Origin of the sequence: Psychrobacter sp. Arc29 (assembly GCF_041431175.1) — a bacterium.
In the GTDB taxonomy this organism is placed as follows: domain Bacteria; phylum Pseudomonadota; class Gammaproteobacteria; order Pseudomonadales; family Moraxellaceae; genus Psychrobacter.
The window spans coordinates 124,155-141,137 of record NZ_JASMRR010000009.1; the positions used below are offsets into that span (position 1 = coordinate 124,155).

The following is a 16,983-nucleotide window of genomic DNA, read 5'->3' on the forward strand; positions in this document are numbered from 1 at the left end:
TTAAGAAAAAAACGCTGATCCTAAATGGTCAGCGTTTTTTTGTGTGCTATAAATGCAAATCTGTCTCGCCGCCCTGCTCTTTCATCCGGCGCTGCTCACGGCGCTGATAACCCAGCCCAGATGCAGCAAACCAGTGTAGCTTAGAGGTTTGTAACAGATCACTCAATTGCTGCAACTGCGTTTGCAACGTCTGTGTTAACCAAAAATACCCCTGCCACTCAAATGCTAAGTGCTGCACACTTGGATATTCTGAGACAGCAATACGAGTAATAGGCCGAAACACTTCATCGCTTGGACTACGAAGTACCGCCGCCATATGCTGCATGGCTTGCGTCAATTCGTGCTGATAATGTATCAGTAACACATGGTTTTCTTCATCGATTTCGATATTCGCCAAGCGCGGAGCAGCACTTAATAATAAGTCAATCGTTCCGATAATATTACGATGGGTACGCTGAATTGTCTCTAGTGTCTCTTTCTCGATTCCTGACTCACTTGCTGTCGCAGCGATGTGTGGTCGCACAGCCAGCAGGCGTTTATTAATCTGTTGTAGCGCTGTTACCAACTTCCTATCAACAGGTACTTCTTTAATAGGAAAGTCGATTGGGTTTGATTTTTGAGTAGCGTTGTCCATTACCCCATCCGCTGCATCAATATGATGACCCACGCCAGCATAGAGACTGCTACAAGCATCAAGGTTGCTACTCAATAAAAACCGCCACATCAACGTTGATTTGAGCGGTAAAATCAGTGTCACTGCTACCGAAACGCCCGTACCCAGCAAGATATTTAGCGCGCGATAGATGCCATCCTGGCCGATGCTGTTGTGACCCAAATCAGAGACAATCATCAACATAGTGATACCCGTTAGCAGCCCTGTATATCCGAGCTTTCTGACGGCTAAATAGCCAATGATGCCGCTTAATAGACCGATGAGCGCGTAGTCCACCCATGGCCATGCCCCTGCATTTTGAATGAACCACAGCACTCCAAGGGCAGTACCTATACCTAGCAGAGTACCCAAGACACGCTCTTTGGCTTTAGTATAGATAGCGCCTTGATACTGCAATAATCCCAAGATAATAAAAACCGTAATGGTCGTCCACTCCCCATGTGGCAGGTTGGTGAGTTTGTTGACCAGTAGCGCCAGTATGACAGCCGTTCCTAAGCGAATGGCGTGCAAGACGTCGGCATGTTGATAGCGAACATAAGGCTCAGTAAATGGAGCAGTAACACGCTGGTAAAGGGTTGATTTCACGCAAGGCTACTCTTTTTAGTTAATAAGCGAGATGAATGGTAACGCACATAGGTTACGCACAAACATGCTAGCAGTCGAGCCTCGATTTACAAAGTATTAATCAAAAAAAACGCCTTCTGTCTATTAAAAGACAAAAGACGTTCAAGCTCAAACCCTGCTGATGAATAGCTAAGTTTGAATCAATCTCATTAAACCTCTAAAAAGTCTAGTATACCTTCCGCTGCTTCGCGGCCTTCCCAAATAGCCGTCACGACCAAATCAGAGCCACGCACCATATCACCACCTGCAAAAATTTTGGGGTTTTGCGTTTGGAATTTAAAGGTTTGTTTTTCTGCAGCCAACACACGACCAGAGCTGTCCATTGCCACTTGCTGCGACTCGAACCAATCAGCAGGACTTGGTCTAAAGCCAAATGCCATAATCACGGCATCACATGGGATAATCTCTTCAGAATTAGGAATCGGCTCAGGACGCTGACGACCGCGGTTATCTGGCGCACCTAAGTGCGTCGTGACTACTTTTACCCCATTTACCTTGCCATTTAAGCCAATGATTTCAGTAGGCTGACGATTGAATAAAAACTCAACCCCTTCCTCACGAGCATTGACTACTTCGCGGCGTGAGCCAGGCATATTTTCTTCATCACGGCGATAAGCACAGACGACTTTTTCAGCACCTTGACGGATACTGGTACGGTTACAGTCCATCGCCGTATCGCCGCCACCTAGTACGACCACTCTTTTGCCTTTAAAATCGATATACTCTGCGGCGTCTTTTTCCCAGTCATTACAGCGGTTGACGTTGGCAATCAGGTAATCTAGCGCATCATAGACGCCTGTCAGCTCTTCACCAGCGAAGCCGCCACGCATATAGGTATATGTACCCATACCCATAAAGACCGCGTCATACTCAGCCAACAGCTCATCAATGGTGACGTCTGTACCGATCTCTGTCTCTAGACGGAATTCCATACCCATGTCTTCAAAGATCACGCGGCGGTTGCGCATGACGTCTTTTTCCATTTTGAACTCAGGGATACCAAAGGTTAATAAGCCACCAATTTCAGGACGCTTATCAAAGACAACTGGTTTCACACCATTTCTGACCAAGATATCTGCACAGCCAAGACCTGCTGGCCCTGCACCAATGATAGCAACTTTTTTGTCTGTCCAAACGACTTCAGACATATCCGGACGCCAGCCAAGTGCAAATGCGGTATCGTTGATATATTTCTCAACATTACCAATGGTCACTGCCCCAAAACCATCGTTCAATGTACAAGCGCCTTCACACAAACGGTCTTGCGGGCAAACTCGTCCACATACTTCAGGTAAGGTATTGGTGCGGTGGCACAATTCAGCCGCTTGGAATATCTGTCCTTCGGTGGCCAGTTTTAGCCAGTTAGGAATATAGTTATGTACTGGACATTTCCACTCGCAGTACGGGTTACCACACTCAAGACAACGATGCGCTTGCTGAGCAACAGCTTCGTTTTCGAAAGGTTTATAAATCTCGACAAACTCTGTTGAGCGCGTTGCAATGTCTTTTTTGGTTGGATCAAATCTCGGTACATCTAAAAACTGAAAATTATTTTCTAAGCGTTTTGCCATGGTGCTATCTCTTTTATATAAGGCTCTTTTGCAGTGGGTGGTGACAGTCAAGCGATGTGTTGTTTGTCTAAAATCTAAGACATATATCGCTGCTGTCACGTACCTGCTGAAAACCTGTGAGTTAAAACGTCTCTAAAAACGGAACGCTGGCTACCCTAATCAAAGTCATTGTCGATTCCTCAATACAATCTCTCAAGACAATCCATTGACACGACCGACAATGACAAATCGGCTATTGTGGGTCGGCCATGGTAGTTTTAAGAAGACTTGCAATGTTCGCCGCTTTTGGCTTCACCAAATAGAATTTACGAACATAATGCTCAAAGTCTTCCAATATCGTCTGACCCCATGCACTGCCTGTTTTATCTACATGAGCTTCAATCACTTGCTGTAAGTGAATGCGATGCTCTTCTGTTTGCTCGCTTGAGATACGGTTAAGATCGATCAGCTCATGGTTGCAACGATCAAAGAAGTCGCCTTCCATGTCGAGTACATACGCAAAACCACCCGTCATACCAGCACCGAAGTTGAGTCCAGTACGGCCAAGAATCGTGACGATACCGCCAGTCATATATTCACAGCAATGGTCTCCTGTGCCCTCGATGACTGCATGCGCGCCAGAGTTACGAACGCCAAAACGCTCACCGGCGGTACCGGCAGCGTATAACTTACCGCCCGTTGCACCATATAGGCAAGTATTACCGATGATGGCGGTTTCTTGTGCCGTAAAGTTTGAGTCTTTAGGTGGATAAATGACAATCTCACCGCCAGCCATGCCTTTACCCACATAATCGTTGGCATCGCCTTCAAGCTCGATATTTAAGCCGCCAGCATTCCACACGCCTAAACTTTGCCCTGCAGTACCTGTCAGGCGAAGCTTAATCGGCATATCACTCATACCAAGGTTGCCCCATACTTGCGCAATCTCGCCAGAGATACGAGCACCAATAGAGCGGTCACAGTTGCCAACGAAATAGCTATAAACGCCGCCTGAGCCTTGGCGAATATTGACGAGCATATCGCGAATCATTTGCTCAGCGAGCAAGCCTTTATCAAACGGCTCGTTACGCTCCACCTGACACGTTTGGGCTTTGCCCACACTGGCTGGGTGACTAAATAGCAATGGTGTTAAATCAAGATGACGCTGCTTGTCTGTATTGCCTTCTAGAATATCTAGCAAGTCAGTACGACCGACCAGCTCTTCCATACTACGAACACCTAGCGCTGCTAACCATTCACGTGTTTCAGTCGCCACAAATTTGAAGAAATTAATCAGCATTTCTGCTTCGCCAATGAAATGCTCGTCGCGTAGCTTGGCTTTTTGGGTAGCAACCCCTGTTGGACAGTTGTTCAAATGGCAGATACGTAGATATTTACAACCAACCGCAATCATCGGTGTAGTACCAAAGCCAAAGCTTTCTGCACCAAGAATGGCAGCCTTGACGACATCCAATCCTGTTTTTAGACCACCATCAGTCTGGACACGTACCTTATCACGTAATCCATTCACTCGTAGAGACTGATGGGTTTCAGCCAGACCTAGCTCCCATGGCGAGCCTGCATGATGAATAGACGATAGCGGAGATGCTGCTGTACCACCATCATAACCTGAGATCGTAATCAAATCGGCATAAGCTTTTGCAACACCTGTCGCGATCGTACCAACGCCTGGACGTGAAACCAATTTAACAGACACCAATGCATCTGGATTGACTTGCTTCAAATCAAAAATAAGCTGCGCCAAATCTTCGATAGAGTAAATATCGTGATGCGGCGGCGGTGAAATCAAGGTAACGCCTGGCACTGAATAACGCAAGCGCGCAATCAGCGCATTCACTTTACCACCGGGTAGCTGTCCACCCTCGCCCGGTTTTGCACCTTGAGCCACCTTAATTTGCATCACTTCTGCTGAGCGCAGATATGCAGGTGTCACGCCGAAACGACCAGAGGCCACTTGCTTGATTTTTGAGTTACGCAATGTGCCATAACGCGCAGGATCTTCGCCGCCCTCACCAGAGTTTGAGCGACCACCGATGGTATTCATCGCCATCGCAATCGATTCATGCGCCTCAGGAGACAGTGCGCCTAGCGACATGCCAGCTGAGTCAAAACGCGTCAAAATCTCAGAGATATCCTCAACATCATCGACATCGATACTGTTGTCAGTTTTCAATTGCAATAAGTCACGCAAAGTCGCAACTGGGCGGCTATTGACTAGATTGGCATAATTCTGATAATTCTCATAATCGCCCGTACGTACCGCCGTATGCAGGCTGTTAATCACGTCAGGGTTAAAGGCATGGTACTCTTTATTGAAGACAAATTTGAGCAAACCACCTTGATCTAGTGGCGCACGACGCTTAAACGCGTTGGCAGCCAGTTGCGCTTGGTCAGCGGCAAGATCTGCAAAGGTAGCGCCTTTGATACGGCTTTGTACACCTTTAAAACATAAGCTCACGACTTCTTCAGAGAGACCAACTGCCTCAAACAGCTGCGCACCGCGATACGACACAATGGTAGAGATACCCATTTTTGATAAGATTTTTAGCAAACCTTTATCCAAGCCTTTGCGGAAATTAACGCGAGCTTGGATCGGATCACCAAGCAATTCACCAGTAGCCACCAAATCATCGATGACATCATATGCTAGATACGGATACACACAAGTCGCACCAAAGCCAATCAATACCGCTATTTGATGCGAATCGCGCGCCAGACCTGTCTCAATCACCAAGTTAGCATCGGTACGGATACCTTCTGCAATTAGATAGTGATGCACGGCTCCTGTGACCAGAATGGCATTGGCGGGTACTTTTTCTGCATCGATATTTTTATCAGACAGTACAATCAAGGTGTTGCCTGAGCGGATGTTATCTGCCACTTCCTCACAAATAGCGACGATAGCATCAGATAGCTTTAGAGTACGGTCATAGTTCAGATCGATACGAGCCATTTTAAACGCTGGATCATCCAACGTTTCAAGCTGCTGCATTTTGCTAGCTGACAATACTGGCGATGACAAAATAATACGATGCGCATCTCTCGCAGATGGTGCAAATACGTTGGTCTCAGCACCTAAGCAGGTCTGCAACGACATCACGATTGATTCACGAAGTGGATCGATTGGCGGGTTGGTCACCTGTGCAAATTGCTGACGGAAAAAATCACCGACATGGCGAATTTGCTGCGATAGCACTGCCATTGGCGTATCATCACCCATCGAACCCACTGGCTCTTGACCGTTTTCAGCATTAGGGCGGATGATCTCTGTACGCTCTTCATTGGTGATGTGATACATCTTTTGTAAGGCTTTTAGCTTATCGCCACGGCACGCTTGCGCTGCTAAGGTTTCCTCTAAGCGCTCATCATCACGGACACGTGTCGCTTCTTCACGCAGCCACTTTCGATACGGATGCGCATTTTTCAGCAATGTTGCAACAGCAGTCGTATCCATCACTTGACCTGTCAACGTATCAATAACCAGCATTTGACCTGGGCCGACACGACCTTTTGCCAACACATCTTGTGGTGAGTAGTCCCAAACACCAACCTCTGATGCGACGGTGATATAACCGTTCTTGGTCGTCACCCAACGTGACGGACGTAGACCGTTTCTATCAAGCATACAGACAGCATAGCGGCCATCTTGAATCACAAGCCCTGCAGGACCGTCCCACGCTTCCATATGCTGCGAGTAAAACTCATAAAACGCTCGCAAATCCATATCCATGCTATCGACGTTCTGCCATGCAGGTGGTACTAAGATCGACATCGCATGGAACAAGTTCATGCCGCCAGACATTAGCACTTCAAGCATATTATCTAGACTTGATGAATCAGAACCTGTACTGTTTACAAGCGGCGTCAATTCATTCAAGTTTGGCAGTTTTTCTGATTTGAGCTTTGGCGTGCGTGCTTTAGACCAGTTACGGTTACCTGTGATGGTATTCAATTCACCATTGTGCGCAAGATAGCGGAATGGCTGTGCCAATGGCCAACGCGGCAAAGTATTGGTGGAGAAACGCTGATGGAAAACCACGATGTGTGATGCCAATCGCTCGTCTTGAAGATCCAGGAAAAATGCTGGTAAGTCTGATGGCATGACCAGACCTTTATAAATAATGGTCTGGCAGCTTAATGAACATACATAAAACAGCTCGTCATCAACCAGGCGCTGCTCTGCTTTTTTACGTGCAACAAACAGCTTACGGTTAAAATCATCAGCTGCTAGATCATCTGGTGCATTGACGAATACCTGCTTAAAATCTGGTAATGTCTCACGGCCGATCTCACCCACAATACTCAAATCAAGTGGCACATCACGCCAGCCAGCGACTTCTAATCCTTGGGCGGTAATTTCATCGCTCAATACTTGCTGGCTATGCTTGGCTTTATCATCATCCAAATTGACGAACACCATACCAACGGCAAAGTTGTCTGTAATTGCAAATTGCTGCTCATTGGCGATCTGTTTAAAGAAGTCGGTAGGGGTCGCTAATAGTAGACCGCAACCATCACCAGTTCTACCATCGGCCGCCACACCACCACGGTGTGTCATGCAACTTAAACTATGAATGGCGGTTTTTACCAAATTATGGCTGGCTTCACCCTTAATATGAGCAATTAGACCAAAACCGCAATTATCAGAAAAATCATCTGGCGTGGCCAGGTGTGTTTGCGAGGAAATCATTGACATAGCTTGTCCTTTTAAGTAGACGGGCAACTTACATCTCCAATGCGGAGCATAAGCTGGTACCCGTAAGCAGAACGGGCTGATAGTGGATATTCGGATAGTTGAATTAGCAAATGGTGCGAGGCTCAATCGACATCATGCTCTAAAAGCAAATAAACTTTTGACCCTCCTGGTCATTAGATAATGTCGTGACATATGCGTCGTATATTAGAGATAGTAAATGGCAGCCCTTTGAAACGGAGTAATTTATACCCCTAAATGCCAATTGCCTAATCAGTAATACGTTATGTCGTTCGTTTAAGCATCGTGTGTTATGTCGTTATATCTAGCAATGAGAGCTGGACATCCAACCATTTAATAACCGTGCATGTGGTTCGTCTTGAATATCTGACGCTCTGTATTCAAGCGCCTTATTCACTCTAAAAAGAGTGACAATAAGAGAGGTTGCGTCACTTACAAGAACTTTAACATAGCCAGTAAGTAGCCGCGCTTGAGACAACAAACCTTAGCAACACACCTTATAAATCGTTGATTTGTTACTAAATGCTTGTTTAATAATAGTTTTTTACGATAACTATACAGAACGTCGCCCACAGTTATATTAGTTAATGATTCACAAAAAATCTAGTCTTTTCTATCGATTCATCAGCCATAATTTGTATAAGGTCTCATTACTATTGGTTATAGGACGATTAAAAACCCATTAGAAATATAATACAAAGCGCCTACGTAGGGTTGCCTGAGGCAGTGGATGAGTTGTGTCTACCTTGAATACTTTGCCCCAAAATAGCGACAGTAGCCACTAATATATTAAAAAAACGAAGTATAAAAAAACCCCACTAACCAATTAGCTAATGGGGTTTTCGATGACAGAAAATGCGTATCAATTACTTTTATCTTCTATGAGTGCTTTTATACTGTCACTATTATTGTTTTTGGGCGTATTTGCATTGTTGCCAGCACCATTGTTACTTGCGCTTGGCGGTTTTGGCGCAGGTACGACGGGTGGTTTTTTGATACTGCTATTATTATCCGTTCCCGATGCTACTGATTTTTTATTATCCTGTTTAGGCTTGTTGGCACTACCTTCGTTTTGAGTTGGTGCTTCAGAGACTGACTGTGACTCATTACCAACCGTCCGCTCTTCAGTAACGGATAACGTTTCAGAAGTATCAGCTGACTGGCGAATACTCTCCTCTGAAATACTATCGTTAAAGCCTCCTTGACTATCGCGACTGGTGTTACTATTGGCGGCTTGGTCATTGGCTGTATTGTTGACTGCTTGCGCTTGCTGACGTGCTGGTATTTCACGCTTAGTCGGTTTTAAATTGACAGCGCGCGTACGCTTCGTACTTAAGTCTTTTACTGGATCAGGACGCTCGTAGTTATCGATAATACTGACGTATCGATTGATCTCCTCCGGTAGCACACGCACATTAGCAGGCAGTTTAAAATCTATGAGCTTTGCTGCCCCAACGGCCTCCTGTGGACTACTCATGATTCCGTAAGTTAGCATATAACGAACTTGATTTTCACTATCAAGATAGCGGAAATAAGCGAATTTATCACGATCTTCACGGCCCTCTAAATAACTGACAATCACGTCATTTTCAGCGACATTCATCACCTGCACAGTCCACTTACCCTTGTTGGCAAGTAGATAGCGCTTGTCTTTAAACTCGTCAGGATAATTACGCAAATCACGGACAGTCGTATCAAAACTAATTGGCTGTACATCGGTATCCAGCTCGTGAAGTGACTCGATTTTTAATGGTTGCTCAAACTCATCAGCCAACATTTGCGGTGCTGATACTGGTTCGTTTTCAATTTTGGCACCCATCGCTGGCGTTTGGCTTAACATCCAGACTAACGCTGTCACAACACCTAATAGTAACGTCGCGACCAGCCAGATCAGGGCTTGACGACTGTATGATTGACCAGCGGTACGCGCCTTCGATTTTGATGCTGCCATGGGGGGTCCTTGGTAAAAACATATTTAAGAGCATTACATCAATGCTCATTCAAATAGAAGTGCAGTTAGTGAATCTGCTGTACATATCAATTTTTAGTACGAATACTCACTAAAATTTTGATACATTATGCGCTGTGTTGTGACAATACTTCGAGCAACAGATCGTCATCGAAATCATTGGTCAATACTGCACTCCCTATTGATTTTAACAAAATCAGCCGGATTTGTCCGTGTTTCACTTTTTTATCGTGCCCCATCAAGTCCAAAGCCGTTTGTACATCAATGGCAGGCGGTTTGGTTGGCAGGTTACCTAGCATCAACACACGCTTAATGCGCTCAACCTCATCAAGGGTCAACCAACCAATTTTTTGGGACAGTTCAGCCGCTTGCATCATGCCCGCCGCTACCGCCTCACCATGCAACCAATTGCCGTAGCCTTGATGGGTCTCGATCACATGACCAAAAGTATGCCCAAAGTTCAATAGAGCACGCACACCTGACTCTCTTTCATCTTGAGCGACCACATCTGCTTTGTATTGACAGCAGCGCTTCACCGCTTCGCCAAGTACTGCCAAATCCAACGCCATCATTGCAGGTAAATTCTCTTCAAGCCATGTCAGGAATGCTTCATCCATGATAAGCGCATACTTGATAATTTCAGCGACTCCTGCTGATAGCTCACGTGCAGGCAGCGTTTTGAGCGTACTCATATCAGCGAGCACCATCTGCGGCTGCCAGAATGCGCCAATCATGTTTTTGCCTTGCGCATGATTGATGCCCGTTTTGCCGCCAACGCTAGAATCGACTTGCGATAATAAGGTCGTTGGAATTTGGATAAAGTTGACCCCGCGCATAAAACTTGCCGCAGCAAAACCTGTCATATCACCCACCACGCCGCCACCAAGTGCGATAAGCGTGACATCACGATTGAAATGCTCTGCCATTAGCGCATCATATATTTGGTCAATGCTTGTCTGGTTCTTATATTGCTCACCATCTGGTAACACGCAAACTTTTACCGTAAATTGCTCTGCTAGCTCGTCTTCTAAAGCTTGCAAGTATAGAGGTGCCACGGTATCGTTAGTAACGATTAATACTTGGCAACCCTTAATGTAAGGTGCGACTTGCTTTGCCATACTGCTATCTGCTGACGTCGCATCTTCAGTAATAATGATTGGATAATCATGACTTTGCGTACGAACTGTTAAGCTGTCATGAAACAGTGACGTTGCCATGAGACACTCCTTAAGCATTTATAATTGGGTAAAAGTAGCTGAGTATACCTACCGATAATATCAATAGATAATATCGGTCTACTCTTTATTGTCTTTTGGTGTTGTGTCAGTACAATCAAAAAATGCGTTCAGCTGCTGCATTAATTGGCTGACCATATGACGCGGATAAGTGTGACCAGTGGGCATAATAATATGCGCGACCTGACGATATAATGGATCGCGAATACTATATAGATCTTGCAGTATTTTTCTAGGATTAGGCTGTTGTAAAAGAGGCCGTGACTTGTCTTTAGAAGTGCGGGCCATTTGCACATCGACTGGGGCATTGAGATAAACCACGATGCCACGCTGTCTTAAGAACTCTCGGTTTTCAGCAGCCAATACTGCGCCACCACCAGTTGCCAATACAATTTGAGGGGCTTGAGTCAGCTCATCAATGGCACGCGTTTCACGCTCACGAAAACCCGCTTCACCTTCTTTGGCGAATATCCAAGCAATGTCAGCACCAGTTTGCGATTCGATATACCAATCACTATCTACAAAAGTGCGACCTAACTGCTTGGCCAGTAACTTACCGATCGTCGTCTTCCCCGCTCCCATCGGACCCACTAAAAACACCGACGGCAATTCCTGCACCATAATACTCACTCAGCTAAATTAGCTATCATACAACGTCATTGATATTCTGGCTAGTAATGCGCTGTGATTATTGTTAGTAATATTTAGAGCTTATCATCCATTGATCCACGCATATAGCTCACAATATTAAAGATGCTAAGTTTACGCACAAAAAAAGTAAGCACTAAGGCTTACTTTTTAGCGAATAATCAACAAATTTATGATTAATTCAAGCGGCTTGTGCCATCATTGATCAATTTTGGTGTGATAAATATCAGCAATTCTTCCTTGTTGTTATTGCGAACGTCTCTACGGAATGCGCGGCCGATGTATGGCAAATCGCCTAAGAACGGCACTTTATCTACGCCATTATTGGTACGGTTCCTAAAAATTCCGCCTAATACCACCGTTTGACCATCTTCAACAGTAACATTGGTTGAGATAGAGTCTTCGTTGATAGCAACGATACCATTAGTAAATACTGGCGTACCATTAGTGATAAGTAATTGCAAACCAATCTTGCCATCAGGGGTGATATTTGGTGTCGCCTCTAAACTCAGTGCCGCTTCTCTAAAACTGGTTGTGGTTGCGCCACTGGCTGATGCTTCCTGATAAGGAATCTGGGTACCAGAAGAGACTTTTGCGGTTTGCTTGTCAGCCGTCAACACTTTTGGGGTTGAGATGACCTCACCGCGATTGTCCGCTTGCAATGCTGATAGTTCAAGATCAAGCATCACATCAGATAAGCTAAGTAGACCAAAAGCGATACTACCAGCTGGATTAGCAACCCCTAAATCAACGTTTAAGTTATCAGGACGGCTGATGTCATATGAAGGATAAGAAACTGTTTGTCCATTGACAGTCGTCGTTTCTACGTCAAAATCTTTTAAGTCCCACAAAGTTTGATCACTACCACCAACCAGTAAGCTACGGTTATTGGCTGCACCATTTGATAAGATTCCCCAGCGAACCCCAATCTCTTTACTAAAGCTGTCAGTGGCACTCACGATACGCGCCTCAATCATAACCTGACGCACAGGGATATCAATCTTGCCAATTAAGGTACGAATATTTTCAATGCTATTTGCCACATCTTTGACAATCAAAGTGTTGGTACGCTCATCAACTGTCACCGTACCACGATCCGACAACAACGTATTATTGTCATTTCCACGATTTGCAAGTCCGCTCGTACCGCCACCACCAGATGAACCGCTTCCTTGAGAAATCAGAGTCAGGACATCTTGTGCTTTTGCGTAGCTCAAACGAATATATTCAGTACGTAATGGCGCATAAGATTGAACCGCTTCCTGCGCTTCAAGCTCACGTGCTTCTTGTTCAGCAAGCTCAGTAGAAGGCGCAACCAAAATCACATTACCATTTTCGCGCTTGCCTAGATTTTTACTTTTTAAAATAATATCAAGTGCTTGATCCCAAGGCACATTGATCAAACGCAAGGTGATGTTACCAGCGACTGAATCACTCGCAACGATATTCATTTCGGTAAACTGCGCTAAAATATCTAATACGCTGCGAATTTCAACGTCTTGGAATTCCATAGATAGCGGTTCTCCACTATATACTCTCTCCTCAAGTGTCGGCTCACGTAGCAGCTCAGGCTTGCTAATACCAATATTTAACTGATTGCCCGATTGGTAAGCTTGATACTCGTAATCATCAGACATGTTAATAGTGATGACACCATTTTGTCCTTGGTTTTTAGTATCGATACTACTCACCAGACCACTATTAATATTTAATCGACGTAGCAAATTTCTTGGGACCGTACTGCCTGTTAAACGTACGACAAGTTTATTACCTTGGCGTTGTACATCCACCGGAATGGCTTCGTTGGCAAGTACCATGCTGACGTTACCGCCACCATCATTACCTGCTGAAAAATTGACCGCACTGAGACCATCATAGCTGTACTGTTTACTTACTTGTGCAGAAGCAAGTTGTGGGTTCAACAATGGATTAACCCTCACCACCATCGTATCAGCTGGCACATCGTTTTTTACGACTGTCGTGCTAGTGGTGCGAACCGCCGCAACAGGAACCGTACTAGTCTCGACGATTGGCGTGACGACTGCAGTGGTGGTGATACCGCTAGAGTTATTAAGCACATCTTGTATAGGGTCACTAGTAATCACTGGGCGATCAGGGTCTGTAATAGTCAGTAGCAGATCGTTACCTTCAATCGCTGTTGTATAATTGCCTGACTGCTTGAGGCCAACGATAAGACGCGTCGTACTGTCGCTACTCAACGTGGTGACATCATTGACCATACCAATATTGTATTCGTTAAAACGACTGGCAAGACCGTTTTGTACTTGTTCAAAGTCTAATACCAAGCGGCTAGGATCATCAAGCTGATAGGCTGCAGGCAATACTGGTAAACCTGTGAACCCCAAACGCATTTGTGTCACTGCTGGTGCAGTTTGCACTACAGACACATTATTGATGCGCTGTGCAGCGTGGGCGCTACTACTTACTGCCACCATGCTGACTGCCAGTGCTGAAATGGCAAAAGCAGAAGAAACGCGGTTGCTCATCATCATTACCTTGTTATTGCGTACTGTCATTATTTATTCCTCAAAAAATCTGCCGACTTAGCTTATAGGGGATACCAGCGACTGGGGTTTTTCAATAAACCCAGCGCGGCTGTCTGGCACAATTTCAATCAAGTTGATCTGGGTCGGCGTGATTTCAACAATACGGCCGTCATTCAATCCAAGATAATCACCCACCTTCACACTAGCAACTGAACCATCAGGACGTTGGACTAATGCATATCTCTGACCTTCAGGCGACACTACTACGCCTCGAAAAACCAGCTGCGATAACTCGTATTGTTCAAGTGGTTCTTTTACACGTGTAATGTCTGGGCGCACGCCATCAATAGAAGTGGTAGGACCCTCTACATTCACCAAGCTCGGTGGTAAAAACGGGCTGCGCTGTGAGCTTGCACTATAGACAAAGTCTTCTACCAGTTCAGCTTTGGGTGGTGGTTCGATAGGCTGCGCTGGCTGGTTACGGATATCAGTCATCGCTTGCTCTGCCATACCGATACGATCCGTACAGCCAGTCATAGCTAGCGCTGCGATACTTAAAGTCAACAGCATGGGTAGTTTTTGCATACTCATTAGTTACCTCCTGCATTTGCATCAGTAGCGGCGGCATCACCTGCAGGAGCCGTTTCATCTTCAGGAGTCGCTTCTTTTGAACGATAGGTTTTTGTTTGCAAGACTAAATTAAGCTCAGGTAAAACATCTAAGCTCGGTTGTGGATTACTCACCTCAAAATCATGCATAGTGATGATACGAGGCAGCGCTGCAAGGCCACTGATAAAACTACCAAACTGATGATATTCACCTAAAGCAGCAATGCGAATCGGCTGCTCAATGAAAAATTCATTTTCAATTTCAGGTTCGACAGAGATGTCTTGAAAACGAATATTACTGCCGACACCTGTCATATTGATACCTTCTACCAGCTCTGACACACGCGTATCTTTTGGCAACTGGTCTAACAAGGTATTAAACTCCGTTTCCATCTGAGTGACCTGTGCTTGATAAGCTTCTAGGTGACGCGCACGCGATTCTTTTTCACGATAGCTTTCAAGCAAGGTCTGTTGCTGACTTTCAGCAGCATTGATCTCATCGATTTTGCTACTAATCGGTAGCGCCCATGATAGTGCCGCTATAAAGGTAATAATAAGACCGATCACCGTCACCTTCACTGGTAGCGGCCAGCTGCCATAGTTTTCAGAGTCTAGTGACTCAAAACTGCGACGAAATTCGTTAAGATCAAACTGCTTCTTTGGTTTTGAAGCAGTTTTTTTGGTCTTAATTAGGCTTTTTTTACGGACAAGTTTCATAACTCCCCTCCCACACCATCTTCCGCAGGGACAGGCGTTTCTGATTGTACTTTAGTCGTCACCACGAACTGTACATAACTGTCTTCAGGATAGACTGGACGTGGTGGCTCACCAGCCGTAGTAACTGTATTATTCAGTACAGGGGCCGCTTCATAAGCGCTAATGTTCTGTTGAATATTGCTAACTGCTGAGTTACCCATCCATTTACTACTATCCAAATTACGAATCAGGCTAGATACAATATTTGGGTTATCAGCCAGACCAGTCAATGTTAATACATCGCCTTCGCGTTTGAGATTGGTTAGATAAAGCGCTGGTGGAATTGCTCTAGCCAGATCATCCCACAAACGTACTGGTACAGGACGCCGACCTTGCAAATCTTGAATCACCTGCATACGTGAGATAATATCTTCACGGCGCTGTTCTAAACTGTCAATCTCAGTCAATGCAGTGTCTAAGCGTGCATTTTCTTGTTCAATCAAGGCGTTAGCATCAAGCTGTTCATCAAGCTCATTGTTAAAATAGCTCCATGAAGCAAAGGCCGCCAATAAAGTGAGCAAAGTCACCGCAACGATCAGAGTCATAAACTCTTTGTTGCGATGTTCACGCTCTTCTTGTCGCCAAGGTAAAAGGTTAATACGAGCCATTAGTCAAAGCTCCTTAACGCAAGACCGCATGCGGCCATTAAGCCTGGCGCATCAATGGTCAGTTGCTCATTATCAATGTTAGGCGCAATGGTCATATTGGTAAACGGATTGGCAACACTAACGCTCACACCGAGTTTTTGTTGTGCCATCCCAGCGAGACCTGCAATGGAGCTACTACCACCCGCAAGTACCATGTGGTCAATACTGCTATACTGACTTGAAGAGAAGTAAAACTGTAAGGAACGAGTGATTTGCTGAATGGTATTTTCTATAAAAGGGGTCAAAACTTCAGGATAGTAGTCATCAGGCAATGTGCGCTCACGTTTGCTCAGCGTTGCTTCTTCAGCTGACAGCCCATAACGGTTTTGAATCGCTTCTGTTAACTGAACACCACCAAACAATTGCTCGCGACTATAAATGAACTCACCATTTTTTGCGATATATAAAGTGGTTTGATTATGACCGATATCAACCAAAGCGACCAGTTCTGGCATATTGGGCAAATTGTCTGCCATTAGTCCAAAAGCACGCTCTATTGCATGTGATTCAATATCCATAACCTTGGTTTGCATGCCACCGAAGGCCAACGCATCAACACGCTGATCAACGTTTTCTGAGCGAGAGGCCGCAAGCAGTACTTGTACCATATCCTCACTCACTAAAGACGGGCCTAGCACCTCAAAATCTAAATTGACATCTTCTAATGGATAAGGCACATACTGATCAGCATCCAAACGTATTTGTGCTTCACGCTCAACATCGCTTAGCATCATATCCATATCAATAATTTTGGTGATGACGGCAGATCCTGATACGGCGGTTGCAGCATTACTGCCCGCAACTTGGCAACGTCTTGCTAGGCTCGCTATAATGTTGCCAACCGCCTCTGTATCAACTAGGAGTTTGTCGACGACTACACCTTCCGGTAGTCTCTCAATACCGTAAGATTTTAGGTGGAACATGCCTTGTTGACGCTGTATGTCCACTATTTTTACTGAAGTGGCACAAATATCCACACCAATCAAATGTCGACTTTTTGAAGTAAATAGCCTCACAAACTCTATACCTTA

11 protein-coding genes are annotated in these 16,983 nt (G+C 45.2%); all 11 read right to left on the reverse strand.

Annotated elements, in window-relative coordinates:
* Positions 1 to 46 precede the first annotated feature (46 nt).
* Positions 47 to 1,258 (reverse strand): FUSC family protein, encoded by a 1,212-nt coding sequence (locus QO189_RS12300; protein WP_371532937.1) that lies wholly within the window; start codon positions 1,256 to 1,258, stop codon positions 47 to 49.
* 188 nt (positions 1,259 to 1,446) lie between these two features.
* Positions 1,447 to 2,868 (reverse strand): glutamate synthase subunit beta, encoded by a 1,422-nt coding sequence (locus QO189_RS12305; protein WP_238038807.1) that lies wholly within the window; start codon positions 2,866 to 2,868, stop codon positions 1,447 to 1,449.
* Between the two features lie 232 nt (positions 2,869 to 3,100).
* On the reverse strand, positions 3,101 to 7,564 hold the full coding sequence (gltB, locus tag QO189_RS12310; RefSeq protein ID WP_371532938.1) for a glutamate synthase large subunit: 4,464 nt from the start codon (positions 7,562 to 7,564) through the stop codon (positions 3,101 to 3,103).
* An 880-nt stretch (positions 7,565 to 8,444) separates the two neighbouring features.
* Positions 8,445 to 9,533 (reverse strand): hypothetical protein, encoded by a 1,089-nt coding sequence (locus QO189_RS12315; protein WP_371532939.1) that lies wholly within the window; start codon positions 9,531 to 9,533, stop codon positions 8,445 to 8,447.
* 125 nt (positions 9,534 to 9,658) lie between these two features.
* A complete protein-coding gene (gene aroB, locus QO189_RS12320) occupies positions 9,659 to 10,768 on the reverse strand; it encodes a 3-dehydroquinate synthase (RefSeq protein ID WP_371532940.1) in 1,110 nt (369 codons plus the stop codon).
* Positions 10,769 to 10,846: 78 nt separating this feature from the next.
* Positions 10,847 to 11,407 (reverse strand): shikimate kinase AroK, encoded by a 561-nt coding sequence (gene aroK / locus QO189_RS12325; protein ID WP_093071072.1) that lies wholly within the window; start codon positions 11,405 to 11,407, stop codon positions 10,847 to 10,849.
* Between the two features lie 203 nt (positions 11,408 to 11,610).
* Complete coding sequence (gene pilQ, locus QO189_RS12330) at positions 11,611 to 13,971, reverse strand: type IV pilus secretin PilQ (RefSeq protein WP_371532941.1); 2,361 nt, start codon at positions 13,969 to 13,971, stop codon at positions 11,611 to 11,613.
* Positions 13,972 to 13,998: 27 nt separating this feature from the next.
* Entirely contained in the window at positions 13,999 to 14,532 is a 534-nt protein-coding gene (locus tag QO189_RS12335; protein ID WP_371532942.1) for a pilus assembly protein PilP, read from the reverse strand.
* The gene (locus tag QO189_RS12340) at positions 14,532 to 15,266 is read right to left on the reverse strand and encodes a type 4a pilus biogenesis protein PilO (protein ID WP_371532943.1); all 735 of its coding nucleotides are present in this window, start codon (positions 15,264 to 15,266) and stop codon (positions 14,532 to 14,534) included. The genes QO189_RS12335 and QO189_RS12340 overlap by 1 nt, the downstream gene beginning before the upstream one ends.
* A complete protein-coding gene (locus QO189_RS12345) occupies positions 15,263 to 15,913 on the reverse strand; it encodes a PilN domain-containing protein (RefSeq protein WP_371532944.1) in 651 nt (216 codons plus the stop codon). The genes QO189_RS12340 and QO189_RS12345 overlap by 4 nt, the downstream gene beginning before the upstream one ends.
* On the reverse strand, positions 15,913 to 16,968 hold the full coding sequence (gene pilM, locus QO189_RS12350) for a type IV pilus assembly protein PilM (RefSeq protein ID WP_371532945.1): 1,056 nt from the start codon (positions 16,966 to 16,968) through the stop codon (positions 15,913 to 15,915). The genes QO189_RS12345 and pilM overlap by 1 nt, the downstream gene beginning before the upstream one ends.
* Positions 16,969 to 16,983: the final 15 nt, after the last annotated feature.